This is a genomic window from Achromobacter anxifer (assembly GCF_903652925.1).
Lineage (GTDB): Bacteria > Pseudomonadota > Gammaproteobacteria > Burkholderiales > Burkholderiaceae_B > Achromobacter > Achromobacter anxifer.
Window position 1 is genome coordinate 1 of record NZ_CAHLAR010000001.1, and the last position, 25,154, is coordinate 25,154.

Annotated in this window: 25 protein-coding genes and 1 riboswitch; of the genes, 10 read left to right on the plus strand and 15 right to left on the minus strand. The window is 68.2% G+C overall.

Annotated elements, in window-relative coordinates:
* Together HWY37_RS00005 and HWY37_RS00010 are read right to left on the minus strand one after the other, a co-directional pair.
* The coding region (locus tag HWY37_RS00005) for an amidase family protein (protein WP_176087553.1) at positions 1-554 on the minus strand (554 nt) is incomplete at its 3' end.
* Between the two features lie 79 nt (positions 555-633).
* Positions 634-1,950 carry an MFS transporter gene (locus HWY37_RS00010; RefSeq protein ID WP_175209318.1) on the minus strand — a complete coding sequence of 439 codons (1,317 nt, stop codon included), beginning with the start codon at positions 1,948-1,950 and terminating at the stop codon, positions 634-636.
* Between the two features lie 81 nt (positions 1,951-2,031).
* On the opposite strand from HWY37_RS00010, the gene HWY37_RS00015 reads away from it, so the two are divergent.
* On the plus strand, positions 2,032-3,009 hold the full coding sequence (locus tag HWY37_RS00015) for an Lrp/AsnC family transcriptional regulator (RefSeq protein ID WP_176087554.1): 978 nt from the start codon (positions 2,032-2,034) through the stop codon (positions 3,007-3,009).
* Between the two features lie 11 nt (positions 3,010-3,020).
* On the opposite strand, the gene HWY37_RS00020 is transcribed toward HWY37_RS00015, so the two are convergent.
* Complete coding sequence (locus HWY37_RS00020) at positions 3,021-3,944, minus strand: LysR family transcriptional regulator (protein ID WP_176087555.1); 924 nt, start codon at positions 3,942-3,944, stop codon at positions 3,021-3,023.
* 126 nt (positions 3,945-4,070) lie between these two features.
* Here HWY37_RS00020 and HWY37_RS00025 point away from each other — a divergent pair, with 126 nt between their 5' ends.
* The 9 genes from HWY37_RS00025 (at position 4,071) to metF (ending at position 12,715) form a co-directional block, all read left to right on the plus strand.
* Entirely contained in the window at positions 4,071-5,051 is a 981-nt protein-coding gene (locus HWY37_RS00025) for a tripartite tricarboxylate transporter substrate binding protein (protein ID WP_176087556.1), read from the plus strand.
* Between the two features lie 23 nt (positions 5,052-5,074).
* On the plus strand, positions 5,075-6,496 hold the full coding sequence (leuC, locus tag HWY37_RS00030) for a 3-isopropylmalate dehydratase large subunit (RefSeq protein ID WP_176087557.1): 1,422 nt from the start codon (positions 5,075-5,077) through the stop codon (positions 6,494-6,496).
* On the plus strand, positions 6,493-7,140 hold the full coding sequence (gene leuD, locus HWY37_RS00035; RefSeq protein ID WP_176087558.1) for a 3-isopropylmalate dehydratase small subunit: 648 nt from the start codon (positions 6,493-6,495) through the stop codon (positions 7,138-7,140). The genes leuC and leuD overlap by 4 nt, the downstream gene beginning before the upstream one ends.
* Positions 7,137-8,054, plus strand: coding sequence for an alpha/beta fold hydrolase (locus tag HWY37_RS00040; protein WP_175209324.1), 918 nt, complete (start codon positions 7,137-7,139; stop codon positions 8,052-8,054). The genes leuD and HWY37_RS00040 overlap by 4 nt, the downstream gene beginning before the upstream one ends.
* Positions 8,055-8,167: 113 nt before the next feature.
* A complete protein-coding gene (locus HWY37_RS00045) occupies positions 8,168-8,404 on the plus strand; it encodes a DUF1289 domain-containing protein (protein WP_054457003.1) in 237 nt (78 codons plus the stop codon).
* Between the two features lie 77 nt (positions 8,405-8,481).
* Positions 8,482-9,588, plus strand: a complete 1,107-nt coding sequence (locus HWY37_RS00050; protein WP_175209325.1) for a glycosyltransferase family 4 protein — start codon at positions 8,482-8,484, stop codon at positions 9,586-9,588.
* A gap of 35 nt (positions 9,589-9,623) precedes the next feature.
* Positions 9,624-9,758: riboswitch (S-adenosyl-L-homocysteine riboswitch) on the plus strand.
* A gap of 100 nt (positions 9,759-9,858) precedes the next feature.
* Positions 9,859-11,277 (plus strand): adenosylhomocysteinase, encoded by a 1,419-nt coding sequence (gene ahcY, locus HWY37_RS00055; RefSeq protein ID WP_059374131.1) that lies wholly within the window; start codon positions 9,859-9,861, stop codon positions 11,275-11,277.
* A gap of 120 nt (positions 11,278-11,397) precedes the next feature.
* A complete protein-coding gene (locus HWY37_RS00060) occupies positions 11,398-11,733 on the plus strand; it encodes a phage holin family protein (protein ID WP_006391891.1) in 336 nt (111 codons plus the stop codon).
* Between the two features lie 133 nt (positions 11,734-11,866).
* Positions 11,867-12,715, plus strand: coding sequence for a methylenetetrahydrofolate reductase [NAD(P)H] (gene metF / locus HWY37_RS00065; protein ID WP_175209327.1), 849 nt, complete (start codon positions 11,867-11,869; stop codon positions 12,713-12,715).
* Between the two features lie 100 nt (positions 12,716-12,815).
* On the opposite strand, the gene HWY37_RS00070 is transcribed toward metF, so the two are convergent.
* The 12 genes from HWY37_RS00070 to HWY37_RS00125 form a co-directional block, all read right to left on the minus strand.
* Positions 12,816-13,790, minus strand: a complete 975-nt coding sequence (locus HWY37_RS00070; protein ID WP_176087559.1) for a Bug family tripartite tricarboxylate transporter substrate binding protein — start codon at positions 13,788-13,790, stop codon at positions 12,816-12,818.
* Positions 13,791-13,819: 29 nt separating this feature from the next.
* On the minus strand, positions 13,820-14,977 hold the full coding sequence (locus HWY37_RS00075; RefSeq protein WP_176087560.1) for a CaiB/BaiF CoA transferase family protein: 1,158 nt from the start codon (positions 14,975-14,977) through the stop codon (positions 13,820-13,822).
* 2 nt (positions 14,978-14,979) lie between these two features.
* A complete protein-coding gene (locus HWY37_RS00080) occupies positions 14,980-15,834 on the minus strand; it encodes an HpcH/HpaI aldolase/citrate lyase family protein (RefSeq protein WP_176087561.1) in 855 nt (284 codons plus the stop codon).
* A 21-nt stretch (positions 15,835-15,855) separates the two neighbouring features.
* The gene (locus HWY37_RS00085; RefSeq protein ID WP_175209331.1) at positions 15,856-16,308 is read right to left on the minus strand and encodes a MaoC family dehydratase; all 453 of its coding nucleotides are present in this window, start codon (positions 16,306-16,308) and stop codon (positions 15,856-15,858) included.
* Between the two features lie 502 nt (positions 16,309-16,810).
* A complete protein-coding gene (locus HWY37_RS00090) occupies positions 16,811-17,578 on the minus strand; it encodes an IclR family transcriptional regulator (RefSeq protein WP_175209332.1) in 768 nt (255 codons plus the stop codon).
* A gap of 57 nt (positions 17,579-17,635) precedes the next feature.
* Positions 17,636-18,634, minus strand: coding sequence for a tripartite tricarboxylate transporter substrate-binding protein (locus tag HWY37_RS00095; protein WP_175209333.1), 999 nt, complete (start codon positions 18,632-18,634; stop codon positions 17,636-17,638).
* A gap of 131 nt (positions 18,635-18,765) precedes the next feature.
* Positions 18,766-19,560: a DUF3800 domain-containing protein gene (locus HWY37_RS00100; RefSeq protein WP_175209334.1), complete on the minus strand. Its 795-nt coding sequence runs from the start codon at positions 19,558-19,560 to the stop codon at positions 18,766-18,768.
* 339 nt (positions 19,561-19,899) lie between these two features.
* Complete coding sequence (locus HWY37_RS00105; RefSeq protein ID WP_175209335.1) at positions 19,900-20,763, minus strand: proteasome-type protease; 864 nt, start codon at positions 20,761-20,763, stop codon at positions 19,900-19,902.
* A 56-nt stretch (positions 20,764-20,819) separates the two neighbouring features.
* Complete coding sequence (locus HWY37_RS00110) at positions 20,820-21,623, minus strand: transglutaminase family protein (protein WP_176087562.1); 804 nt, start codon at positions 21,621-21,623, stop codon at positions 20,820-20,822.
* 13 nt (positions 21,624-21,636) lie between these two features.
* The gene (locus HWY37_RS00115) at positions 21,637-22,608 is read right to left on the minus strand and encodes an alpha-E domain-containing protein (protein ID WP_175209337.1); all 972 of its coding nucleotides are present in this window, start codon (positions 22,606-22,608) and stop codon (positions 21,637-21,639) included.
* A 2-nt stretch (positions 22,609-22,610) separates the two neighbouring features.
* Positions 22,611-24,044 (minus strand): circularly permuted type 2 ATP-grasp protein, encoded by a 1,434-nt coding sequence (locus HWY37_RS00120; RefSeq protein ID WP_373418164.1) that lies wholly within the window; start codon positions 24,042-24,044, stop codon positions 22,611-22,613.
* Between the two features lie 417 nt (positions 24,045-24,461).
* Complete coding sequence (locus tag HWY37_RS00125; RefSeq protein ID WP_176087563.1) at positions 24,462-25,136, minus strand: 5-formyltetrahydrofolate cyclo-ligase; 675 nt, start codon at positions 25,134-25,136, stop codon at positions 24,462-24,464.
* Positions 25,137-25,154: the final 18 nt, after the last annotated feature.

The window sequence follows — 25,154 nt, forward strand, 5'->3', positions numbered from 1 at the left end:
ACCGAGCCGCCGGTGTCGCCGCCCAGCGCCAGCGGCGCCAGGCCGGCGGCCACGGCCACGCCTGCGCCGCTGGACGAACCGCCCGGCGCACGCGCGGCCTGCGCATCCCAGGGGTTGCGCGCCGTGCCTTGGGTCGGGTTCTGGCCCGACAGGCCGAAGGCGAATTCGGTCATGCGGGTCTTGCCCAGCACCACCATGCCTTGAGCGGCCAGCTTGTGCAGCGCCGCCGCCGTCTCGCCGCTGATCCGGCCCTGCAAGGCTTGCGAACCCAGGCTCGCGCTGACGCCTTCCCATTGCACGCTGTCCTTCACCGCCACCGGCACGCCATGCAGCGGACCCAGCAGCATGCCCGCATCGCGCAGGCGGTCGGCGGCGTCGGCCTGGGCCAGCGCGCGCTCGGCCGTGACTTCGCTGAAGGCGGCGAGCGCGGGGGCGCGCTCGATGCGGTCCAGGAAGTGGGTGGTGAGCTGGCGCGAACTCAGTTCGCGCCGGCGGAGGGCGCCGGCCAGGGTCTGGGCGTCTTGGAAGTGCAGGGCGGTGTCTTGTGCTGGCATGGGTCTCATCGGAAAAGAAAAAGCTTTCCGGTCCTTGGTGAACCGGAAAGCGCGCGGACGTGATGCGGATCGTGGCTTATTACTTCAGGGTCTGGCCCTTGGTCTCGGGCATGCGGATGAAAGTGATCAGCGTGATCACGGCGCCCGCCAGCACGTAGTAGAAGAACCAGCGCTCCATGCCCTTGCTTTGCAGCCAGGTCAGCAGATAGGGCGTGGTGCCGCCCAGCAGCGCCACGACCAGGTTGTACGGCGTGCCGATGCCGACGGCGCGCACGCTGGTGGGGAACTGCTCCGACATGATGGCCGGCGCGATCGAGGTGTACATGGCGTACAGCACCAGGCCGAACAGTTCCACCGCCAGGATCGAGCCGAACGAGGGGCCCAGCGTGGTCATCAGCGGGTAGAAGAACACCAGGTAGCCGGCCGCGAAGAAGATCAGCTGCGGCTTGCGGCCGATGCGGTCGGACAGGATGCCGAACAGCGGCTGCACCAGCATGAACACGATCAGCGCGACGGTATTGGCGGCGAACGCGGTCTTGGGGTCGGCATGCACCTGGCGGATGGCGTAGGTGGGCACGTAGGCCACGAAGATGTAGAACGCGAACGTGGTCAGGATGGAAAAGCCCACGATGCGCAGCACTTCACGCGGATGGTCGCGCAGCAGGGTGCGCAGCGGCTGCTTTTCGATGCCGGCCTTCTTGGCGTGCGAGAACGCCTCGGTTTCCGGGATCGAGCGGCGGATCCACATGCCGGCCAGGCCGCCCAGCGCGCCCAGCAGGAACGGAATGCGCCAGCCCCAGGCGGCCATTTCAACCTTGCTCAGCGTCGAGGTCAGCACCCAGCCGATGGCGGATGCGGCCAGGATGCCCACGGCGGCGCTGAAGAACACGAAGCTGGAATAGAAGCCGCGCTTGTTGGGCGGCGCCATTTCGGCCAGGAAGGTCGTGGCCGAGGCATACTCTCCGCCCAGCGACAGGCCTTGCAAGAGGCGCGCGGCGGTCAGCAGTAGCGGAGCGGCCAGGCCGATGGTGGCGTAGGTGGGGGTGATGGCGATGATCAGCGAACCGCCGGCCATCATTAGGATGGTCAGGCCCAGCGCGGCCTTGCGGCCGTAGCGGTCGGAGAAAATGCCCAGCAGCCAGCCGCCCACCGGACGCATGAAGAAGCCCACGGCGAAAATGCCGAAGGTTGCCAGCAGGGCGGTGGTTTCGTTGCCTTCGGGGAAGAACTGGCTGGAAAAGAAGATGGCGAAGGACGCGTAGATGGTCCAGTCGAACCATTCGACCGCATTGCCTACACTACCGGCCAGGATGGTGCGCGAGCGGGAGACGGGCGCGGTGCCGGCCGAGGCGGCTGCCCCCTGCTGCTTGCGCAGGGGCGCTGAAGTGCTGCTCATGGAAACCTCAAATAAGAATTTATTTTTGGTCAAAAAGACCGTTTAATTTTGTGTTTTTATCAATGCGCGAACGTTAATTTAATGAATATGGACACGTCAAGTAAGGGTAAGCCCCTAGCTCCGGGCCTGGACGAGACCGATCTCGCCTGTCTGATCGCGCTGCAGGCGGACCCGCGCGCTTCCTGGCGCGAGCTGGGCGCGGCCACCGGCATCGCCGAGCGCACGGTCGCGCGCCGCATCAAGCGCCTGATGGACGCCGATGCCCTGCGTGTCATTGCCGAACCCGACCCCCTGGCCACCGGCCGGGGCGTGGTGCTGCATGCCTGGGTGCGCTGCCGTTCGGGCCGCGTGCCCGAGGTGGCGGACCAGCTGGCGCGGCTGGACATCAGCCAGCTCGTGGTCACCCTGGCCGGTTCCGCCGACCTGATGGCCGAACTGACGCTGGCGGACGCGGCCGACATGCCGCACGTGGTCACGCGCGTGCTGCCGTCCATCGACGGCGTCGAGCACGTGGAGGCGCGGCTGGTGCTGCGGCCCTTCCGCCGCGCCGGCCAATGGCGCATCCAGGCTCAACCATCGGGCGCCGCCGAGACTGCCCCGCCGCAGCAGCCCGCCGCGCTGACGGACGCCGAACAGCGCATGGTCGCGCACCTGATGCGAGACGGCCGCGCCAGCCTGGCCGAACTGGCCGAGCAGGCCGGCGTCAGCGAACCCACGGCGCAGCGCCTGCTGCAGCACATGGTGGAACGCCGCGCGCTGAGCTTCCGCGTGGAAGTGGAGCCGGCGCTGGTCGGCTTTCCGGTGGAGGCGGTGATCTCCGTGCAGGTGCGGCCGCAGGTGGTGGACGCACTGGCCGCGCATCTGGCGCTGGACCCCAACACGCGCTGCCTGTTCGGCACCAGCGGCGCGTCGCAGCTGTTCTGGCATGTGCTGTGCCGCGACAGCCTGCATCTATGGGACGTGGTGACGCGCCGCCTGGGCGAGCTGGACGGCGTGTTGCACAGCGAGGTCGGCGTGGTGATGCGGGCGCACAAGCGCTGCGGCATCGTGCGCGCCTAGCCGGCGCCCTTTCACCAGACCGCGTCGTCCGAACCTGGAGCCCGCAGATGCCGCGCGAAGCGCTGCGACAGGAAGTCGACGAAGGCCAGCGTCTTGGCCGGCAGGTTGAGGCGTTCCGGATACAGCGCATGGATGTCGGCGGGCGGCGTGCGCCAGTCCGCCAGCACCGCGCGCAGGCGGCCGGCGCGCAGGTGCTCGGCGGTTTCCCATTCCGACCGCATCACGATGCCGTGGCCGTCCAGCGCCCATTCCAGCGCGCTCTGGCCGTCATTGGAACTGAGCGGTCCGCGCACCTTCACGGTCTCCGCGCGCAGGCCCGATTCCAGGCGCCATGTGCCGTAGGCCACGTCGTTTTCGCGCACCACGATGCAGCGGTGGCGCTGCAGGTCGCCCGGCGTCCGCGGCTCGCCATAGGTGTCCAGATAGCGCGGCGACGCGCACAGCAGCCGGCGGTTGGAGGCGATCTTGCGCGCGGTCAGGCGCGCGTCGGGCAGGTCGCCGAAGCGCACCGCCACGTCGAAGCCTTCCTCGATCAGGTTCAGCGGCCTGTCGGTCAGGCGCATCTGCACTTCCACTTCCGGGTATTGGCGGGCGAAGTCCGACACCGCGGGCACGATGTGGGCGCGTCCGAAGCCGAAGGTCGCGTTCAGCCGCAACAGGCCCTGGGGCCGGGCGCGGGCGCTCGATACCGAACGTTCCAGCGCCTCCAGGTCCGTCAGGATGCGTCCGCCCTCGGCCAGGTACAGCTCGCCTTCCTGCGTGACGCTGACGCGGCGGGTGGTGCGGTTCAGCAGCCGCACGCCCAGGCGCTGTTCCAGCTTGGCCAGGCGGGTGCTGACGGCGGGCGGCGTCAGCCCCAGTTCGCGCGCGGCGGCGGACAGGTTGCCGTGCTTCACCACCAGCGAAAAGAAGGCGAGATCCGATAGGGCGTCCATGCGCTTATTTATAAACTGAATTTAATAAAGCTTTATCGCGTTCATTAATTATAAGAACCGGACCGGCCTATACACTGGACTCGCCAACATAGAGCCGCCTGACGCGGCCAAACGAGGAGACCAGGAATGAAGATCAAGAAAGCGGCCGGCGCCTTGTGCGCGGCCATCGCCGCATCCTGTTGGGTCCAGCCGGCGCTTGCCGCCGACGCCTTTCCCGCGCGCGCCGTGACGCTGATCGTGCCGTTCGCGCCCGGCGGCAGCGTGGACATCGCCGCGCGCCTGATTTCCGACGCCTGGGGCCGCGCGCTGGGCCAGAGCGTGATCGTGGAGAACCGCGCCGGCGCCTCCGGCAACATTGGCATGGCCGCGGTGGCGCGCGCCGAGCCCAACGGCTACACGCTGGCCGTCAACACCATGTCGCTGGCCATCAATCCGGCGCTGTTCCAGAGCATGCCGTTCGACACGCAGAAGGATCTGCGCTCGGTCGGCACGATAGGCACCTCGCAGCACGTGCTGACGGTGACCAACAGCCTGCCGGTCGCCAACGTGGCCGAGCTGCTGGCCTACGTGCGGGCGCGGCCCGCCAACGAGCTGAGCTTCGGTTCGGCGGGCACGGGCAGCACCTTCCACATGGCCGCGGAGTTGTTCAAGTCGGTGTCGAAGACGCAGATCCTGCACGTGCCGTACAAGGGCGGCGGCCCGGCCATGGTCGACACCATCAGCGGCCAGGTGCAGATGAGCTTTCCGGTGCTGTCCGCGGCCAAGCCGCAGGTGGACGGCAAGAAGCTCAAGGCGCTGGGCGTGACCGGCACGACCCGTTCGCCGCTGCTGCCCGACGTGCCCACCATCGCCGAGTCGGGCCTGCCCGGCTATGAGTTCAATACCTGGTTCGTGATCAGCGCGCCCGCGGGCACGCCGCAAGCGGTCATCGACACGCTGAACGCCAAGCTCGAACAGGCGCTGCGTTCGCCGGAACTGGCGCAGCGCATGGGCCGGGAAGGCTTCGATCCGCTGATTTCCTCGCCGGCCAAGACCGACGCCATGGTGGCCGCCGAGATGACGCGCTGGGCCGGCATCGTCAAGGACGCCGGCATCCAGGCCAACTGACATTCCATCGAAGGACGCAAGACATGCGCGGCATGACGCTGTACGACAAACTGGTGGCCAGCCATGAGGTGGCCCGCATCGACGACGAGCACATCCTGCTTTACGTCGACCTGCACATCATGAACGAATACACCAGCCCGCAAGCCTTCAGCGGCCTGGCCGCGCGCGGGCGCGGCGTGCTGCGCCCGAGGCAGCAGATGGCGGTGGTGGACCACATCATCCCGACGCATCCGGTACCGGCGGCGCTGCGCGTGATCGCCGACGACGCGTCATCGCGCCAGGCGCTCAACCTCAAGCGCAATTGCGAAGCGCAGGACATCGCGCTGTTCGACACGACCGATCCGCTGCAAGGCATCGAGCACGTGATCGCGCCCGAGCACGGCATGATCCTGCCGGGCATGGTGGTGCTGTGCGGCGACAGCCACACCACCACCTACGGCGCGCTGGGGGCGCTGGGCTTCGGCATCGGCACCTCCGAGGTCGAGCACGTGCTGGCCACGCAGACGCTGGCCTACCGCGTGGCGCGCAACATGCGCATCCGCATCGACGGCGCGCTGCCGGCCGGCGTCACCGCCAAGGACCTGGTGATCTGCGTGGTGCATCGCATCGGCGCGCAGGGCGCGCGCGGGCATGCGGTGGAGTACTGCGGCGAGGCCATCGCCGCGCTGTCCGCCGAGGCCCGCATGACCTTGTGCAACATGACGGTGGAGGCTGGCGCCCGCGCCGCGCTGATCGCGCCGGATGCGGTCACCGACGCCTACGTCGCCGCGCATGCGCCTGAACTGCAGGGCGAGGCGCTGGCGCAGGCGCGCGCCCACTGGACCACGCTGCGCACGGACGCGGATGCCGTGTTCGATGCCGAGCACGTGATGGACGCGGCGGCGGTCGCGCCCTTCGTCACCTGGGGCACCAGCCCGGACCAGGCCATGCCGGTGGACGGCGTGGTGCCTGATCCGCAAGCCGAGCCCGACGCGCTGGCCCGCCTGGCGCTGGAGAAGGCCATGGACTACATCGGCCTGGCGCCGGGTATGCCGATAGCCGGCCTGCCGATAGACCGCGTGTTCATCGGCTCCTGCACCAACGGGCGCATCGAGGACCTGCGCGCCGCCGCGGCCGTGGTGCGCGGCCGCAAGGTGGCCGCCGGCGTGCGCGCCATGGTGGTGCCCGGATCGGGCGCGGTGCGCGCCCAGGCCGAGGCCGAGGGCGTGGCGGCGCAATTGATCGAGGCGGGCTTCGAATGGCGCCAGCCGGGCTGTTCCATGTGCCTGGCCATGAACGACGACGTGCTGAGCCCGGGCGAGCGCTGCGCCTCCACCACCAACCGCAATTTCGAGGGCCGGCAGGGGCGCGCGGGCCGCACGCACCTGATGAGCCCCGCCATGGCTGCCGCCGCCGCGCTGGCCGGCCGCATCGTCGACGTACGCGCCTGGGAGCAACAAGCATGACCGCAACGATGGAAGGCATTGCCGCGCCGCTGCCTTTTTCCAATCTGGACACCGACCAGATCATGCCCAAGCAGTTCCTGCGCATCATCGACAAGGCAGGGCTGGACCGGGGGCTGCTGCATGATCTGCGCTTTGACGGGAATGGCGCGCCCAGGGCCGACTTCGTGCTGAACCGGCCGGCCTATGCCGGCGCGTCCATCGTGGTGGCGGGGCCGAATTTCGGCTGCGGTTCCAGCCGCGAGCACGCCGTGTGGGGCTTGCAGCAGTTCGGCATCCGCGCCGTGATCGCGCCCAGCTTCGGCGAGATCTTCTACTTCAATGCGGTGAATAATGGCCTCTTGCTGATCAGCCTGGCGCCGGCCGAGATCGACGCCCTGCTGGCCCAGGTGTCGGTTGCGGCCAGCAACCGCGTGCAGATCGACGTGGCTGCCGGGCGCGTCACGGCCGCGGACGGCTGGACGGCGGACTTCACGCTGCCGGAGCGGCATCGCCGCATGTACGTCCAGGGGCAGGACATGGTGGGCGCATCATTGCAGCAGCTGGACGAGGTGGAACGTTTCGAGGCCCGCCATTGGGCGAGCCATCCGTGGATGAAAGACCTGGCGCGCCGCGTGCGCGACCGCCTGGACCGAGAGGCCGTATGACCGCATTCTTCGACCTGCCCGTGCGCCGCATCGCCGCCAACGGCGTGGAGATCGCCGCCCGGGTCGGCGGTTCGGGACCGCCGCTGCTGCTGTTGCACGGGCATCCCCAGACCCACGCCATCTGGCACCGCGTCTGGCCGGAACTGACGCGCCACCGCACTTGCGTGGCGGCGGACCTGCGCGGCTACGGGGACAGCGGCAAGCCCGCCGCGTCGCCGGACCACTCGGCCCATTCCAAGCGCGAGATGGCGGCCGACATGGTCGGGCTGATGCGGGCCTTGGGGCACGAACGCTTCGAAGTGCTGGCGCACGACCGCGGCGCGCGGGTGGCGCACCGGCTGGCGCTGGACCATCCCGCCGTCGTCAGCCGCATGATGCTGCTGGACATTGCGCCCACGCTGGACATGTACGAAGGCACCACGCGCGCCTTCGCCCAGGCCTATTTCCACTGGTTCTGGCTGATCCAGCCCGCGCCCTTGCCCGAGACCATGATCGAGCGCGATCCGGTGTTCTACCTGCGTTCCGTGATGGGCGGCAGGCCTGGCGGGCTGGCGCACTTTTCCGCCGAGGCCATGGCCGAATACGAGCGCACGGCGCGCCTGCCCGGCTGGGCCACCGGCCTTTGCGAGGACTACCGCGCGTCCGCCACGCTGGACCTGGAGCATGACCGCGCCGGCCGGGCAGCCGGCGAGCGCCTGCGCCTGCCGCTGCGCGTGCTGTGGGGCGAGCGCGGCGCGGTGGGCCGGAACTTCGACGTGCTGGCGCTGTGGCGCGGGGTGGCGGACGAGGTTTCCGGCGGTCCGCTGCCGGGCGCGCACTATCTGGCGGAAGAGTGTCCGGACGCGTTGCTGGAGCAGGCGGCGGCGTTCTTCGAATGGGACCGGGACGGCCGTTCCGAGGCGGCCGCGTCCTGAATTCAGGGGCGTTTTGTGGCGTCTAGCACCCCGCGCGCGGGCTGGCAGCCAAGCCCGGGCGGGGCATAGGGCCTTCCAAAAGGGGACGCACTGCGGGTGTTAACCTACGCCCGATGAATCAGCACCACGTCGACCTTTCCAAACTTCCCGATGCCGAAGACGCGCAACGCGCCTTCAAGGCCTCGGATTCGCCCTGCGTGGCCGTCTGCTCCACCTTGTTCGACGACATTTGCCGCGGCTGCGGCCGCACCGCCATGGAAGTCGCCAACTGGGTCTTCATGACGGAAGAGGAAAAGCGCGAAGTCTGGGTGCGCATCACGGCGCAAGGGTATCCCCGCCGCAACAATTAGCGCCGGGCCTGCGGGCCGTCTTGGGCATGTCACATGGCGCGGGCTAAATCGCGCTATTGCCCACTTCCGGCCCCATCATGCGCATCGTCCTGGTCACGGATGCCTGGCATCCGCAAGTCAACGGCGTCGTCCGCACCTGGACGACCATGCAGCAGATCCTCGGAGAATGGGGCCACGAACTGATCGTGGTGAACCCGCAAGGCAGCCGCACCGTGCCGGCGCCTTCCGAGCCGGACCTGCGGCTGTGTTTGCAGCCCCGCCGGCAATTGCGCCGCATCCTGGGCGACATCGTGCCCGACGCCCTGCACATCGCCACCGAAGGCCCGCTGGGCCTGGCCGCGCGCCGCATGGCGCTGAAGCGGGGCTGGCGCTTCACGACCTCGTTCCACACCATGTTCCCGGACTACCTGCAGGCGCGCATGGGCATACCGGCGGCCTTGCCCTGGCGCTATCTGCGCTGGTTCCACCGGCCTTCGCAGCGCGTGCTGGTGCCCACGCCCACGGTGCGCGACGTGCTGGCGCGGCGCGGTCTGGCCAACCTGCAGATCTGGTCGCGCGGGGTGGATCCGCGCAAGTTCCAGCCCGGCGCCGGCCCGGCCTTCCCGGAGCTGCCCCGTCCCGTATTCCTGAGCGTGGGCCGCGTGGCGCGCGAGAAGAACCTGGACGCCTTTCTGTCGCTGGACCTGCCGGGCAGCAAGGTGGTGGTGGGCGCGGGGCCGGACGAGGCGCGGCTGAAGAAGCGCTTTCCCGACGCGGTCTTCCTGGGCATGCGGCACGACGACGCGCTGCCGGCGCTGTATGGGTCGGCGGACGTCTTCGTGTTTCCCAGCCTGACTGACACCTTCGGCCTGGTCATGTTGGAAGCCATGGCCTGCGGCACGCCGGTGGCGGCGTTCCGCAGCGAGGCGCCGCTGGCGGTGGTGACCCAGGGCGTCACAGGTTTCCTGGACGAGGACCTGGCCCACGCCTGCCGCGCCGCGCTGACGCTGGACCGCCACGCGGTGCGCGAACACGCGCTGACGCGCAGCTGGGATTCGGTGGCCTCGACCCTGCTGGCCGCACTGGTGCCGCTGGACGGGAGCGTCCGCGGGGCGGAACATGCGGAGGCGTCGTGCGTGCCCGAAGGGGCCGTGCTGGGACGGCGGCCCGGCGGCGAAATGCCCGTCAGGGAACCAGGGGTTTGATCCCTGGCGGCCGGTTCCCGGGTACAATGCGCGGCAATCCTGAGGAGCGTTGCGACGACCCTGCGGTACCCGCCAGCCGGCAAGGCATGCGGGCCAGGCTCGCCAGGCTCAGGAATCCTTGTTCAAGCGGCGCGCTTCGCGCGGCGCTACAGCAACGGCGCTCACCTTTGTCGCATATGGCGGGAAAGGCGAGCACTCGACCTTCGTGGTGTCTTCGCGTTGTCCGGCCATATCGTGCGCCGTTCGTATTTCACGTGGAGCCTACACACCATGAATGCTGTGACCGATAAATCCTTCTCCGACTACCTCGTCGCCGACATGTCGCTGGCCGGCTGGGGCCGCCGCGAACTCGCCATCGCCGAAACCGAAATGCCCGGCCTGATGGCCATCCGCGAGGAATTCGCCGCCAAGCAGCCGCTCAAGGGCGCGCGCATCGCCGGCAGCCTGCACATGACCATCCAGACCGGCGTGCTGATCGAAACGCTGGTGGCGCTGGGCGCCGAAGTGCGCTGGGCCTCGTGCAACATCTTCTCCACGCAGGACCACGCCGCCGCCGCCATCGCCGCGTCGGGCACGCCGGTCTTCGCCGTCAAGGGCGAGACGCTGGAAGAGTACTGGCAGTACACCCATAAGATCTTCGAATGGCCCAATGGCGAAAACGCCAACATGATCCTCGACGACGGCGGTGACGCCACGCTGATGCTGCACCTGGGCACCAAGGCCGAGAAGGACATCTCGGTGCTGGCCAACCCGGGCAGCGACGAAGAGCGCATCCTGTTCGCCGCCATCAAGGAAACCCTCAAGCGCGATCCCAAGTGGTATTCGACCCGCCTGGCCCTGATCAAGGGCGTGACGGAAGAAACCACCACAGGCGTGCACCGCCTGTACCAGATGTCGCAGAAGGGCGAGCTGGCCTTCGCCGCCATCAACGTCAACGACTCGGTTACCAAGTCCAAGTTCGACAATCTGTACGGCTGCCGCGAATCGCTGGTCGACGGCATCAAGCGCGCCACCGACGTGATGGTCGCCGGCAAGGTGGCCGTCGTGGCCGGCTACGGCGACGTGGGCAAGGGCTGCGCCCAGGCGCTGGTCGCGCTGCGCGCCCAGGTCTGGGTCACCGAAGTCGACCCGATCTGCGCCCTGCAGGCCGCCATGGAAGGCTTCAAGGTCGTGACCATGGAAGAAGCCGCCGCGCACGGCGACATCTTCGTCACCGCCACCGGCAACTACCACGTCATCACGCGTGAGCACATGAACGCCATGAAGGACCAGGCCATCGTGTGCAACATCGGCCACTTCGACAACGAAATCGACGTCGCCAGCCTGGCCGACTGCAAGTGGGAAGAGATCAAGCCGCAGGTCGACCACGTCATCTTCCCGGACGGCAAGCGCATCATCCTGCTGGCCCAGGGCCGCCTGGTGAACCTGGGTTGCGCCACCGGCCACCCCTCGTTCGTGATGTCGTCCTCGTTCGCCAACCAGACGATCGCCCAGATCGAACTGTTCACGCGCAACGAAGCCTACACGTCCGGCCAGGTCTACGTGCTGCCCAAGCACCTGGACGAGAAGGTCGCCCGCCTGCACCTGAAGAAGCTGGGCGTCAAGCTGACGACCCTGCGCCAGGACCAGGCCGACTACATCAACGTGCCGGTGCAAGGCCCCTACAAGCCCGAGCACTATCGCTATTGATGGTTGTAGCAAAATAGGAAAGTGCCGCGCCATGTCGGCGCGGGCTTTCCGGTCTGCGGGGCCCCTGTCGCGAACGTATCGCCGTGGCGGGGCCAGCGGGCTCACAACAGGAGATCGAACATGGCCTTGATACTCGTCTGGATCCTGAACGCGGTGGCCCTGCTGGTGGTGGCCTACCTGCTGCCCGGCATCACCGTGGCCAGCTTCGGCTCGGCGCTCATCGCCGCGCTGGTGCTGGGTCTGGTGAACATGCTGGTCAAGCCGGTGCTGGTGCTGCTGACGCTGCCCATCACGATCGTCACGCTCGGTCTCTTCCTCATCGTCATCAACGCCTTGTTGTTCTGGTTCGTCGGCTCCGTGCTGAAGGGCTTCCAGGTCAACGGGTTCTGGTGGGCCGTGGGCGGTGCGATTCTCTACAGCATCATCTCCGGCCTGCTCACCAAGCTGATCCCCTGAATGCCGCCCACCCCCGAAGCGCTGCGCGCTTCCCCCTCAAGGGGGCGCCGCTGCGGACCGGCAAAGCCGGCTCCGCGCGGCCCTGCGGGGCCTCAGGCATCGCGGGTAATGTGCTGCGCCATGGATAACTAATATGTCCGATTCGATTTCCCCTGCTTTCAGTCTGGAATTTTTCCCGCCGCGCGACCTGGCCGGCCAGGAACGGCTGGTGCGCGCGGCCAAGCAGATGCTGGCCATCCAGCCCAAGTACGTCAGCGTGACCTTCGGCGCGGGCGGTTCCACCCGCGCCGGCACGGCGGACGCCGTGCGCACGCTGCGCAACCTGGGCTGCGAGGCGGCGCCGCACCTGTCGTGCGTCGGCGCCACGCGCCAGGATCTGCGGGACATACTCCAGGCCTACAAGAACGAGGGCGTGCGGCGCGTGGTCGCCCTGCGCGGCGACCTGCCCTCGGGCATGGGCGGCGACGCGGGCGAGTTGCGCTACGCCAACGAGCTGGTGTCGTTCATCCGCGAGGAAACGGGCGACTGGTTCCACATCGAAGTGGCGGCCTATCCCGAAATGCATCCCCAGGCGGCCAATCCCTCGGCCGACCTGAACCATTTCGTGAACAAGGTGAAGGCCGGCGCCGACGCGGCCATCACGCAGTACTTCTTCAATGCCGACGCCTACTTCGACTTCGTCGATCGGGCCCAGGCCAAGGGAGTCCGCGTGCCCATCGTGCCGGGCATCATGCCCATCACGAACCACACGCAGCTGCTGCGTTTCTCCGAAATGTGCGGCGCGGAAGTGCCGCGCTGGATCCGTCTGCGCCTGGCCGAGTTCGGCGACGACAAGGCTTCCATCCGCGCCTTCGGCGTGGACGTGGTGACCGAGCTGTGCCAGACCCTGCTGGACAACGGCGCGCCGGGCTTGCATTTCTACACCCTGAACCACGCGGAAGCGCCACTGGCGGTGTGGAAGGAACTGTCGCTGCAGGCATAGCAACGGCAGCGCGCCTGGCAACCGCCATAAAGGCCGAGCCCACCCGCGAGGGTGGGCTTTTCTTTGGGCGCGCGCCGTTGTGGGCGTGTACCGTTGCCGCTTACTCCGGCTGTATGCCCGCCTGCCGGATCTGCTGGCCCCAGGACTCGTACTGGGACCGCACGAACTGCTGCAGCGGTTCGCCCGTGGCCAGATCGGGCTCCATGCCCATGGCGCGCAGCTTTTCCTGGACCGCCGGGTCGCGCATCGTCTGCGTCAATTGCTCGGACCACCACTTGGCGGCCTCGGGCGCCAGCCCGGCTGGACCGGCCACGCCGATCCAGCCGGTCAGGTCCAGGCTGCCCATGCCCAGCTCCTGGGCGGTGGGCACGGACGGCAGGATGGTCGAGCGCTTGGTGGACACCAGGGCCACCGCGTTCAGGTTGCCGGCGCGGATCTGCGGCAGCACCGCGCCCAGGTCGGCGGCCACGAAGTCGATGCGTCCGCCCATCAGGTCGGTGACCGCCGCCGGCTGGCCTTTGTAAGGCACACCCAGCACCTCGGCGCCCGCGGCGCGGCTGAAGGCCGCGGCCACGACCTGGCCCGTGCCCGAGCCGTAGCCGCTGGTCACCGCGTTCGGCTTGGCCTTGGCCGCCGCCACCAGTTGGCGCGCGTCGCCATGCTGGCCGGCCGCGCTGGTGACGATCACGACGTCGAAGCGGACCACGCGCCCGACCTGGGTGAAGTCCTTCATGGCGTCATAGCGCTGGAAGGCCTTGGACAGATAGGGGCCGGAGGAACTGGTGGCGCTGGAACTCGGCATCATGGTGTAGCCGTCCGGCGTGGCCCGCGCCACCGTGTCCACGCCCAGCACGCCCAGCGCGCCGGGCTTGTTCTCGACGATGATCTGCGCGCCGCTGCGGGCGCGGATGCTGTCGACCACCACGCGCGACACGTTGTCGATGGTGCTGCCGGCGGGAAAGCCGACCACGAAATGGATGGGCTTGTCCGTCTGCGGGTAAGCGGAGGCGGCGCCCGCCAGGGCGGGCAAGCACAGCGCGGCGGCGATCAGGGCGGATGCGATGTTGTTTTTCATGTTTGTCTCCTCGTGCTTGAAACCTGGGTTCAGGGCGTCCGGCCGGCCCGGGCTTGCGCCAGGATCTCGGCCGTGTGTTCGCCCAGCCCGGGCGGATGCCGCCGGATCTCTGCCGGCGTGCGGCTGAATCTGACGGGCAGGCCCGCCTGGATCAGATGTCCTTCTGTCGGATGCTCGGACTCATGCCAGAAGCCGGTGGCGCGCAGGTGCGGGTCGGCCAGCAGTTCCTCGAAACCGTTGACCGGCGCATAGGGGATGTCGGCGGTGGCCAGCAGCTCGGTCCATTGCGCGGTGGTGCGCTCGCCCAGCACGCTTTCGACGTAGCGGTACAGCTCGGGGAAATGCTTGCTGCGGCTGTTGAGCGTCAGGTAGCGCGGGTCTTCTGCCATCTCGGGATTGCCAGCCAGGGCGAAGAAGCGCTGCCATTGCGGCGTGGTGTAGGGCACCACGCTCATATAGCCATCGCGCGTGCGGAAGGGGCGGCGGTACTCGTTCAACAGGCGCGTGTAGCCCGCCGGCCCTTCGGGCGGCACGAAGGTCAGTCCGGCCAGGTGTTCGGGCGCCAGGAAGGCCACCATGCATTCGAACATCGGCACTTCGACGGCCTGGCCGCCCGCGCCGCGCTCGCGCGCCAGCAGCGCGCTGGTTACGGCGTTGGCCACGTACAGCGCCACCACCTTGTCGGCGACCACGGAGTTCACGTAGCGCGGCGCGTCCGCGCCGGCGCCGCCTTGCAGCCAGGCCATGCCGGACGCGGCCTGGATGGTGTCGTCGATGGCGGCGCGGCCCGCGTAGGGGCCTTGTTCCGAATAGCCGTAGCAGGCGCAATACACCAGCTCGGGAAAGCGCGCCTGCAGCGTCGCGTAGTCCAGGCCCAGGCGGCGCATGGCGGGTGCGCGCATGTTGGAGATGAAGACGTCCGCGCCGCCGATCAGCGCTTCCAGCTGGGCGCGGCCCTCGGCGGTCTTGGCGTCGATCACGGCGCTGCGCTTGTTGCGGTTCAGGTTCAGATGGGTATGGCTCATGGCGGCGTGGCGCTGGGGCGTGACGTGGCGGAACACGTCGCCCTCCGCGGATTCCACCTTGATCACGTCGGCGCCCATGTCGCCCAGCATCTGGGTGGCCATCGGCCCCATGCCGACGCTGGTCATGTCGATGACGCGTATGCCGTGCAGCGGTCCGGGCATGGTCAGTCCTCCCCCAGCAGTCGGCGGGCCAGCCGCAGGTGCGGCCGGTCGATCATCTTGCCGTCCAGCCGCAAGGTGCCCGCGCCCGGGTTGGCGGCGAACGCGGCGATGACCGCGCGGGCCCATTGCAGCTGCTCCGCGTCCGGGCTAAGCGCCGCGTTGACGGCTTCGACATGGCGCGGATGGATCGCCATCTTGGCGACGAAGCCGTCACGGAACGCCTCTGCGGCTTCGGCGGCCAGCACCTCGGGCGCGTCCAGGTCGACGCAGACCGTGTCGATGGCGCGCACGCCGGCGGCGGCGGCCGACATCAGGCACAGCGAGCGCGCCAGGCGGAAGGGCTCGGTGTAGCGGCCCGCGTCGCGGTTGCGCAGCGCGCCGACGTCGGCGGCCAGGTCCTCGGCGCCCCACGACAGGCCCCACAGCCGGGGTGTGGCGTCGCGGTAGTCATGCAGTCCGAACAGCGACTGCGCGGTTTCGGTGACGATGGCCAGGATGCGGGTGGCGCCCGGCGCCGTGCCGGCGGCCGCTTCGAAGGCGTCCAGATAGTGCGACAGGTGCAGCAGGCCGGCGCGGCCGGCGCACTTGGGCAGCACGATGCCGTAGGGCGCGGCGGGCATCACCGCGGCCAGGTCGGCCAGGGCGTCGCCGCCATCCAGCGCGTTGATCCGCACCCACAGCTGCTTGGCCGCAGCGCCGCGTTCCAGCATGGCGCGGACTTCCGCGCGCGCCGCGGGCTTGCGGTCCGGGGCGACGGAGTCTTCCAGGTCCAGGATCAGGGCGTCGGCGGCGCTGGCGGCCGCGTGCTCGAACTTGCGCCCGGAATCGCCGGGCACGAACAACAGGGAACGGGTCATCGTGATCCTCCGGCGGCGGCCTCAGGCCGGACGCTTGTGCATCAGGGCCGAGCGCTTGCAGGTGGCCACCACCTCGTCGCGATGGTTCAGCGCGGTGTGCTCGAACTCGACGATGCCCGCGTTGGGACGCGACCTGCTTTCGCGCACCGACAGCACGCGGGTGCGCACGTGCAGGGTGTCGCCCGCGAAGACGGGCTTGGGGAAGTTGACGTCGGTCATGCCCAGGTTGGCCACGGTGGTGCCCAGCGTGGTGTCGTTGACCGTCATGCCGATCAGCAGGCCCAGGGTGAACAGGCTGTTGACCAGCGGCTTGCCGAACTCGGTCTGCGCGGCGAAATGCGCGTCCAGGTGCAGCGGCTGCACGTTCATCGTCAGCGAACTGAACAGCACGTTGTCCATTTCGGTCAGGGTGCGGGTCCAGGCATGCTCGAACGTCTGTTCGGGCGAAAACTGTTCGTAATAAAGGCCAGCCATGTTCCTTCCTTCAAGAAGAGAGCGCCGGGCGGTCACCCGGATCGTGAGCGGCCGCCGCCGGGGAATTCGGCTGGCGTTCTTACTCTTGAACAAAAGTTTATAAGCATGAACGATGGCCGGCAATCGATTTTGCTTGGCGTAAACCCGTAGGCGTTTGAGGCGGAGGTAGTTGGGGGCGGGTGTGCGCAGCGGGCATACGGACCCAGCAGACGAGCGCAGCCGGCACGCAGTTGGCACCCACAGCGGGGCTATGCGGGGGGCACACGCAATGGGCTTACGCAGCGGACACGCGCAACGAACACACACGCAACGGACACACGCAGCGGGCGCGGACGGCGCGACGCAATGGAGAAATGAGGGCGAAGGGGGGGCGGGGGGGCGCCATCCTCGAGGACGGGAACGGACGCCGGGGTAGGGTCAAGGCGGGACGCCGCAGGCGGGGACCTGTGCGCGGCGACGTGAGGCGCGAGGCCGGCGGGGGGGCGGGCCCCCTCTTGAGGTTCTAGTACGCCGGCACGGCGGGCGTCGGGCTGTCCAGGCGCTGCGTGAGCTCGCGGCTGGCGGCCAGCAGGGTCTGGCCGATGAGGTCGGCCTTGGCGGCCGAACGGTCCAGCGGAGCGCCCACGACCAGCGCCAACACCGCGCCGTGCAGCACCAGCGGCGCGGCGACCGACAGCGTGTCGGCCTGGTGCTCCGCCAGGTTCACGTGCCAGCCGCGGCTGGCTTCGGTTTCGATCAGCTGCAGCAACTGTTTGTGCGTCTTGACCGTCTTGGCGGTGTAGCGGTCCAGGGTCAGGCGCGCCGCCAGCGCCTCGCGCTCGGCGGGCGGCATGGCGCCCAGCAGCGCGCGGCCGGAGGCCGAGGCGTGCAGCGGCTTCTGCTGGCCGACCCGCGCCGTGAAGCGCACGATGCGGTCGGGCTCGGCCACGTCCAGGTAGACCACCTGGTCGCCGGACCGCTGCGCCAGGATCAGGGTTTCTTCCAGCTCGTCGCGCAGCGCTTCCAGCGTGGGGCGGATGCGGGTGGTCAGCTGGTCATGTTCAGCCACCGTGCGCGCCTCGTTCAGCCAGCGGCGGGTCAGGTAGTAGCGGCCCGCGGTCTGGTGCGCGTAGCCGTCGCCTTCCAGGGTGTCCAGCAAGGCCAGGCAGCTGGACTTGGGGATGCCCAGCCCGGCCGAGATCTGCGACAGCGTGGCCGGCGCCCGCGTCGCGGCGAAGAACTGCAGGATGTCCAGGACGCGCCTGGCGCTTTTTACGTCGTTCGTACTCATGCACGGGAATATATATTCATGAACAGGCAGCGGCAACCGCCGCTGCCTGCCGCACGATCAGTCCGCGTACACGCCCGCCTTGCGGATCACGCCGCCCCATTTGTCGACCTCGGCCTGCAGCCAGGTCTGCAGGCCCTGCGGCGTCTGCTTGGATTCCGGCACGATCTCGGCGCCCAGCTCCGCCATCTTCTGCGTGAAGGCGGGGTCCTTCAACGCGGCGCGCAGGGCCTCGTTGAACTTGGCGATGGCCTCGGGCGGCGTGCCCTTGGGCGCATAGACGCCATGCCACACCTTGACCTCGAAGCCCTTCAACCCGTTTTCCTGCAGGGTCGGCGCATCGGGCAAGGTCTTGATGCGGTCCAGCGTGGTGACGCCGTACAGCTTCACGCGGTCGGCCTTGATCTGCGGAATGGTCTGCGTGGTCTGGTCGCACAGCACGTCCACCTGGCCGCCGAGCAGCGCGGTCATCGCTGGCGCCGTGCCGGCATAGGGCACGGTGGTGAACTGCACGCCCAGCGATTCCTGCAGCAGCATGCCGCACAGCTGCGACACCGCGCCCAGGCCGGCGTTGGCCAGGTTGATCTTGTTGCCGTTTTCCTTGGCGTACTTGATGAAGTCCTTCATGTCGTTCGCCGGCAAGTCCTTGCGGCCCAGCAAGGTCATGGGCACGTCCGCCACCTGGCCCACATAGGCGAAGTCCGTCAGCGGATTGAACGACAGCTTGCGGTACAGCGCCGGCGCGGTGGCCATGCCGTTGTGATGGATCAGGAAGGTGTAGCCGTCGGGCGCGGCGCGCGCCACGTGCTGGGACGCCAGCGTGCCGCCCGCGCCGGTGCGGTTCTCGATGATGATGCTCTGGCCCAGCGTCTTGGACATCGCCGCGCCCAGGCTGCGCGCCACCACGTCTGTGGGCCCGCCCGCCGCGAACGGCACGACCAGCGAAATCGGATGATTGGGGTAGGCGCCTTGCGCGCCGGCGCTGCCAGAGACCAGGCAGGACAGGGCCAACAGCGGCCAGGTCGCGCGCTTGAGCGCACGCGCGTAGAGAGGGGACATGTCTCGCTCCTTGTGGTTTTGTCTAGGCCCCCAAGGCAAAGCATGACGGCCGGACACCAGTGTGGCGCGACAGCGCCCGGCTGAGAATTCGCGGTTCCGCAAGCCGGGTTTCGGTTGATGGAAAGGAGGGTTTACGCGGAAGTGTGACCGTGAAGCGGATTTGCGGGTTCTTCGCGCGGTTCGAGTCCGCTGCATGGGAGCGCCGTGGCTTGCAGCCGGTCGTGAAAATAGCGGTGGAAAATCTCCCAGTCCCGATACTGGCCCGACGCTACCTGATAGGTACACAGCCGGCCCACCAGGCTGCAGATCCAGTCCGCGCATTGAAGCGTTTGAAACAAATGGCTCTCGCCTTGTATCAGCGGCTCGACCAGCGTTCGGCACCGATGGGTGGCATCTTCGAACATAGCCAGCGTGCAGGCTTCGACATTCATTTCGCGCCACCGGCTGCCCGCCTGCTGTTCGTCGATCAAGAGCATGAAGGTAGCCTGCCTGGCCGAGAAAAACTGGTCCGCGCGCCGGACGATGCGCAGCAGCTGATGCCTGAAAACGGCTGCTGGCTGATGTGATGCCGTCTCCGCCATCTTCTGTTCGCCGCTGTAGATTACGTGTCCGCCGATCTGCTTGATCTGGTTGAGCAATCGGCCTGTGGCGGTCCGCAGTTGCCGGTACTTTTCCACGTTCCGGACGGTATAGAGCTGCGCGCCTTTCTTTTCCCAGCGGTATGCCGGTTGGTCCTGTTGTTCGAGTTCAAATTTCAAGAGATGGCATTTCAGCTTGTAGAAGTAGATCGCGAATTCACGCACCGCTTCTATTGGCAAGACCAGTCCGCCGAATCCGAAGACCGGACTGGTTTTGTGCTTGTCGTGATCACGGGAGACGAACGGGCCGATGTGGCCGAATTCGTCCAGGTACATGACGTAATGCATGGCGCGATCCTTTGCTCGACACAGGGTTTGCATGCGAATCGAAGCAGTGTAGGAGGCGGGAGCGCGCCGGTTTTCCGTCAGTGCATGGAAATATCACACCCTTCGTAGTGCGAGTGATGATTCATGCCGCGCAAAAACACGAAAGCCCGCAGCAAGGATTTGCGCGGGCCTCGGAAGGTGGGCATATGGCGGGCATATACGTTGAGGAAACTGTAGAGCAGGTGCTGGCCTCGAAGCAAGGGGGCGAGGCGTCGGAAATGCGCAAATGAGCGCCGCAGTGCCTGTTATAGGACCGAATCTCGGGGGCGCCTCGAGCGCCCGTTGCGTTCCACACCGTCCCTAACTCGCCTGATCCTTGCCCGGATCCTCGGCCAGCACCTGCGGCGCGGGATAGCTCGCCATGGGGGCGTCCACCGGTTCGGCGCGCAGCGGCTGGTGCACGCGGCTGGGCGGCACCAGGGAGTCGGGGGCGTCGGGGTTGGTCCACAGCGGGTCGGGGATCTCGGCGAAGACCTGGCGCAGGCGTTCGCCCCAGGTGCCGCGGATCATGCGGAAGTACTCGTTGTGCTCGTCGATGCTGGCGAAGTGCGTGACGCGCAGCGCATGCGTGTCGTAGACCAGCAGGTCCAGCGGCAGGCCGACGGAGATGTTGGAGCGCAGCGTGGAGTCCATCGAGATCAGCGCGCACTTGGCGGCCTCGTCCAGCGAGGTGTCGGGGCGCAGCACGCGGTCCAGGATGGGCTTGCCGTATTTGGCTTCGCCGATCTGGAAGTACGGGCATTCCTGGCCGGCCTCGATGAAATTGCCGGCCGAGTACACCTGGAACAGGCGGCAGCGCTCGGCGCCGATCTGGCCGCCGAAGATCAGGTTGACGTTGAAGTCCACGCCTTGTTCGCGCAGGGCCGGCGCCTCGCGGTGGTAGACGTCGCGCACCGCCGCGCCGACGCGGCGGGTGGCCTCGAACATGTCGGGCGCGTTCCAGACGGTTTCGCCGCCTTCGTCGTGCTGGCGCGCCAGCGCGTTCAGCACGGCCTGGCTGACGGCCAGGTTGCCGGAGCTCATCAGCACCATCACGCGGTCGCCCGGCCGCTCGAAGACGGTCATTTTGCGGAAGACGCTGATCTGGTCGACTCCGGCGTTGGTGCGGGAGTCGGCCAGGAACACCAGGCCGGAATCAAGGCGGGCTGCGACGCAGTAGGTCATGATCGAAAAAAGGTAATACCACGCCGCATTGTATTGCGGCGCGGCCGGCCAGGATGTTACTGCTGGGCGCTGGTCTGGACCTGCACGCTGACCTCCATGGATTCCTGGCCGCCGCCGCTGCGCACGCCGCGCACCGGCGAGGCCGAGTCGTAGTCCCGCGCCACCGCCAGCCGGCAATGGCAGTCCGAGGCGAACTGGCGGTTGGTGATGTCCACGCTGGTCCAGCCCACGTCGGGCAGCCAGACGTCGGCCCAGGCGTGGCTGGCCGCGTGCTCGGCGGTGGTGTACAGGTAACCGCTGACGTAGCGCGCGGGCACGCCCAGGCCGCGCACGCAGGCCAGGAAGAGGTGGGCGTGGTCCTGGCAGACGCCATGGCCCATGGCCAGCACCTGGTTCGCGGCGGTGGTGACGTCGGTGGTGCCGGGTTCGTAGGCGACGCGGTCGCTGACCGCGGTGGCCAGCGCCAGGATGTCGTCCGGGGTGCGCAGGCCGCCGGGCAGCGCTTCGCGCGCGAAGGCCATGACGGTGTCGTCCGCCTGGGTCAGCGGGGTCTGCACGCAATAGGCGTGCACCGGCAGGCGGCTGTCTTCGCTGCCCAGCAGGCCGCGTTGCAGCGGCGCCACCAGCACCTGTCCGACCACGCGCAGTTCGATGTCGGTGTGCGGCTGGTTCAGCGTCAGCGTGTGCGTGATGTTGCCGTAGGCGTCCACCTGCTTGTCCAGCGCGCCCGGCGCTTCGATGTGCCAGCGCAGCACGCGCTGGTGCTCGTCGTCGCGCGGCGTCAGGCGCAGGGTCTGGATGCTGTAGGTGACCGGCGCGGTGTAGCGGTAGTGAGTGAGGTGGGTGATGATCTGCTTCATTCCGTTCTCCCGTCTAGGCCGACAGCGGTACCAGGAAGTCCTGGCTGATCCGGTTGCCCAGATCGTTGATGCGGTCGAGGAAGTGTTCCAGGTATTGGTGCAGGCCGCTGTCCAGGATGTCCTCGACGCGGCCGTATTGCAGCTCCGCGCACAGCATGCCTGCGCGCCTCTCGGTTTCGGTCGAGCGCTGGTTGGAGACGCGCGCCAGGTCCCCGGCCACCGCGCGCATCGAGGCCAGCAGCGAGCGCGGCATGTCGCCGTGCAGGATCAGCAGCTCGGCCACGCGGTCGGGGGTGATGACGTCACGGTACACCTTGCGGTAGATCTCCAGCCCCGAGACCGAGCTGAGCAGCGCCGACCAGCGGTAGAACTCGCTTTGCAGCGCCGCGGCGCCGGCGGGTTCGGCGCGGCCGTCGTGGCCGTTGGCGCCGCGTTCGTGGAACTTCACGTCCAGCATGCGCGCGGTGTTGTCGGCCCGTTCCAGATGCATGCCGATGCGCAGGAAGTACAGGGCCTCGTCCTCCAGCATGGTGCCGATGGTGACGCCGCGCGCCAGGTGCGAACGGAACTTGACCCACTCGAAGAACTCGCCCGGGTTGCGTTCCAAGAGGCCGGTGTGCAGGTGCTTCAGCAGTTCCAGCCAGGTGGTGTTGTAGGTTTCCCAGACCTCGGTGGTGAGGCTGCCGCGCACGGCGCGCGCGTTTTCGCGGGCCGCGCGCATGCAGGAGTAGATGGACGAGGGGTTCTCGGGATCGCGCACCATGTACTGCAGCACGTCGTGCGGTGAAATGGACGCGTACTTGCTCTGGTACAGGCCCTGCAGCTCGGAGATGCGCAGCACGCCCAGCCAGGAGCCTTCGCGCGTCTGCGCGTCCTGCGGCAGCAGTGACATCTGCAGGTTCACGTCGAGCATGCGGGCGGTGTTTTCGGCGCGCTCGGTGTAGCGGCACATCCAGAAGAGATTGTCTGCGGTTCGGCTCAGCATGTTCAGTCCTCCTCCAGCACCCAGGTGTCCTTGGTGCCGCCGCCCTGGCTGCTGTTGACCACCAGCGAGCCCTCGGTCAGCGCCACGCGGCACAGGCCGCCCGGCACGGTGCGTATGTCCTTGCCGCACAGCACGTAGGGGCGCAGGTCCACGTGGCGCGGCGCCACGCCCGATTCCACATAGGTCGGAACGGTGGACAACGCCAGCGTGGGCTGCGCGATGTAGTTGCCCGGGTTGGCGCGCACCCGATCCTTGAAGGCCTCGACCTCGGCGCGCGAGGCCGAAGGCCCGACCAGCATGCCGTAGCCGCCCGAGCCATGCACCTCTTTCACCACCAGTTCATGCATGTGGGCCAGCACGTGCGACAGCTCGTCCTGCCGGTTGCAGCGCCAGGTCGGAACGTTGGACAGTATCGGCTCCTCGCCCAGATAGAAGCGGATCATGTCGGGCACGTACAGATAGGTGGACTTGTCGTCGGCGATGCCGGTGCCGATGGCATTGGCCAGCGTGACGCGGCCTGCGCGGTACACCGACAGCAGGCCGGGCACGCCCAGCGCGGAATCGGCGCGGAACGACAGCGGGTCAAGGAAGTCGTCGTCCAGGCGGCGGTAGATCACGTCCACCTTGCGCGGGCCTTGCGTGGTGCGCATGTAGACGGTGTTCTGTTCGACGAAGAGGTCCTGGCCCTCCACCAGTTCCACGCCCATCTGCTGCGCCAGGAACGCGTGTTCGAAGTAGGCCGAGTTGTACATGCCCGGCGTCAGCACCACCACGGTGGGGTCGTCGCCGCCGTGCGGCGCCACTTCGCGCAGGTTGTCCAGCAGCAGGTCGGGGTAGTGCGCCACTGGTTCCACCTTGATGCGGCTGAAGGCGTCGGGCATCAGCCGCATCGACATCTTGCGGTTCTCCAGCATGTAGGACACGCCGGACGGCACGCGCAGGTTGTCTTCCAGCACGTAGAACTCGCCCGCGCCGGCGCGCACGATGTCCACGCCGGCGATGTGGCAATAGATGTCCTCGGCCACGTCCACGTCCTGCATCTCGGGGCGGTACTGGGCATTGAGGAAGACCTGTTCGGCGGGCACCACGTCCGCGCGCACGATGTCGTGGCCGTGGTAGATGTCGTGGATGAACATGTTGAGCGCCCGCACCCGCTGCTTCAGGCCGGCTTCCAGCAGGCGCCATTCGTCGGCGGGGATGATGCGCGGAATCAGGTCGAAGGGGATCAGCCGTTCGGTGCCCGCGGCATCGCCCGCGACCGAGAACGTGATGCCGACGCGGCGAAAGCTCAGGTCCGCTTCCAGGCGGCGCGCGGCCATGGCCTGCGCGGACTGCTCGACGTGCCAGCGCTCGAAAGCCTGGCAATGGGAGCGTATGCCGCCGGCGCTGTCGCGCATCTCGTCATAGGCGGCGGGACGGGTGGGTCTGTCCTTCATGGCTCCTCCGGTACAGGTGCTGGCGGCCGCGCTTGCGCGCGGCGGCCGCCCGGCCGATGTGCGGCCGGTTGCAAAGGATTAAGCAACACGCGTGCCAGCCTGGCCGGCACGGGCGGGGGGCGCCCCTGAGGACGAATATCCTCCGAAGGGCGTTGTGGCGCCATCGCCGCGGCGGTTGAGGCCAGCGGATGGCGCGGGCGCCAGGCGCGGACGGGCCGGGGCTGGCGGGCTTGGAACGGGTTCAGTCGGGCTGGCGCGGAACAGCGTGGCCAGGGGGAACGGGTGGGGCGGCGCCGGAATGTGGGCCGCGTCGGGGTGTGCGGGGTGCTGCGTGTTGCGGCCGGGACGGTCCCGGCCGCGCAGACTATCTTAGGTCATGCACCGTTTTGGTGCAAGCTGGTGGGCAAGGCTGGTGCGTCAGTGCATGCGGTAGGTGTGCAGCGTGGCGCCGCCCGATCCGCCCTGTTCCAGCGGGGCCTGGGGCACCCAGCCGTCCTGGGTCAGCACCGCGTCCAGCGGGAAATCGTGCGCGGCGGGCTCATAGTCTGCGTCCAGTTCGCCGCAGCTCCAGGCGATGCCGATGGCGATGAAGGGATGGCCCCGGTCGCGCAGCGCGGCCAGGGTGCGGTCGTAATAGCCGCCGCCGTAGCCCAGGCGGTCGCCCTGTTCCGTGTAACCCAGGGTGGGCACCAGCACCACGTCGGGCAGCAGCTCGGGGCCGGCGACCGGCTCCTGGATGCCGTAGGGACCGGCGCGCAATTCGGCGTCCGGCGTCCAGGGCAGGAAAGCCAGCGGGGCGTTGCGTTCGCGCACCACGGGCAGCGCCACGGCCACGCCGTTTTCCACCCACTGTTCGAGCAGGGGCCGCAGGTCGGGCTCGTCGGCCATGGGCCAGAAGGCAGCCACCGTGGCGGGGGCCGGCCGGCCCGCGCGCGCGGCTTCGTCGCGCGCCACGTTCAGCCAGGTGAACAGGCGGGCGCGCATGAGCAGACCGCCGCGGCTGCGCTGGTCTTCCGGCAGTTCCGCGCGCAGTTTTCGCAATCGCGCGCGTAGCTGTACTGCGGTATCCTCTGGAGTATTTTGCGTAGTCATGCGGTGGCAGTGAAGGAA

What these genes read in the sequence shown, in the direction of transcription:
- HWY37_RS00050 (WP_175209325.1), top strand. Translation starts at nt 8,482, where the DNA reads ATGCGCATCGTCCTGGTCACGGATGCCTGGCATCCGCAAGTCAACGGC.
- HWY37_RS00025 (WP_176087556.1), top strand. Translation starts at nt 4,071, where the DNA reads ATGAAGATCAAGAAAGCGGCCGGCGCCTTGTGCGCGGCCATCGCCGCA.
- HWY37_RS00010 (WP_175209318.1), bottom strand. Translation starts at nt 1,950, where the DNA reads ATGAGCAGCACTTCAGCGCCCCTGCGCAAGCAGCAGGGGGCAGCCGCC.
- HWY37_RS00080 (WP_176087561.1), bottom strand. Translation starts at nt 15,834, where the DNA reads ATGACCCGTTCCCTGTTGTTCGTGCCCGGCGATTCCGGGCGCAAGTTC.
- HWY37_RS00105 (WP_175209335.1), bottom strand. Translation starts at nt 20,763, where the DNA reads ATGACCTACTGCGTCGCAGCCCGCCTTGATTCCGGCCTGGTGTTCCTG.
- HWY37_RS00095 (WP_175209333.1), bottom strand. Translation starts at nt 18,634, where the DNA reads ATGTCCCCTCTCTACGCGCGTGCGCTCAAGCGCGCGACCTGGCCGCTG.
- HWY37_RS00115 (WP_175209337.1), bottom strand. Translation starts at nt 22,608, where the DNA reads ATGCTGAGCCGAACCGCAGACAATCTCTTCTGGATGTGCCGCTACACC.
- metF (WP_175209327.1), top strand. Translation starts at nt 11,867, where the DNA reads ATGTCCGATTCGATTTCCCCTGCTTTCAGTCTGGAATTTTTCCCGCCG.
- HWY37_RS00090 (WP_175209332.1), bottom strand. Translation starts at nt 17,578, where the DNA reads ATGAGTACGAACGACGTAAAAAGCGCCAGGCGCGTCCTGGACATCCTG.
- HWY37_RS00015 (WP_176087554.1), top strand. Translation starts at nt 2,032, where the DNA reads ATGAATATGGACACGTCAAGTAAGGGTAAGCCCCTAGCTCCGGGCCTG.
- HWY37_RS00060 (WP_006391891.1), top strand. Translation starts at nt 11,398, where the DNA reads ATGGCCTTGATACTCGTCTGGATCCTGAACGCGGTGGCCCTGCTGGTG.
- HWY37_RS00085 (WP_175209331.1), bottom strand. Translation starts at nt 16,308, where the DNA reads ATGGCTGGCCTTTATTACGAACAGTTTTCGCCCGAACAGACGTTCGAG.
- HWY37_RS00100 (WP_175209334.1), bottom strand. Translation starts at nt 19,560, where the DNA reads ATGCATTACGTCATGTACCTGGACGAATTCGGCCACATCGGCCCGTTC.
- ahcY (WP_059374131.1), top strand. Translation starts at nt 9,859, where the DNA reads ATGAATGCTGTGACCGATAAATCCTTCTCCGACTACCTCGTCGCCGAC.
- HWY37_RS00040 (WP_175209324.1), top strand. Translation starts at nt 7,137, where the DNA reads ATGACCGCATTCTTCGACCTGCCCGTGCGCCGCATCGCCGCCAACGGC.
- HWY37_RS00125 (WP_176087563.1), bottom strand. Translation starts at nt 25,136, where the DNA reads ATGACTACGCAAAATACTCCAGAGGATACCGCAGTACAGCTACGCGCG.
- HWY37_RS00110 (WP_176087562.1), bottom strand. Translation starts at nt 21,623, where the DNA reads ATGAAGCAGATCATCACCCACCTCACTCACTACCGCTACACCGCGCCG.
- HWY37_RS00020 (WP_176087555.1), bottom strand. Translation starts at nt 3,944, where the DNA reads ATGGACGCCCTATCGGATCTCGCCTTCTTTTCGCTGGTGGTGAAGCAC.
- HWY37_RS00075 (WP_176087560.1), bottom strand. Translation starts at nt 14,977, where the DNA reads ATGCCCGGACCGCTGCACGGCATACGCGTCATCGACATGACCAGCGTC.
- HWY37_RS00045 (WP_054457003.1), top strand. Translation starts at nt 8,168, where the DNA reads ATGAATCAGCACCACGTCGACCTTTCCAAACTTCCCGATGCCGAAGAC.
- HWY37_RS00070 (WP_176087559.1), bottom strand. Translation starts at nt 13,790, where the DNA reads ATGAAAAACAACATCGCATCCGCCCTGATCGCCGCCGCGCTGTGCTTG.
- HWY37_RS00120 (WP_373418164.1), bottom strand. Translation starts at nt 24,044, where the DNA reads ATGAAGGACAGACCCACCCGTCCCGCCGCCTATGACGAGATGCGCGAC.
- leuC (WP_176087557.1), top strand. Translation starts at nt 5,075, where the DNA reads ATGCGCGGCATGACGCTGTACGACAAACTGGTGGCCAGCCATGAGGTG.
- leuD (WP_176087558.1), top strand. Translation starts at nt 6,493, where the DNA reads ATGACCGCAACGATGGAAGGCATTGCCGCGCCGCTGCCTTTTTCCAAT.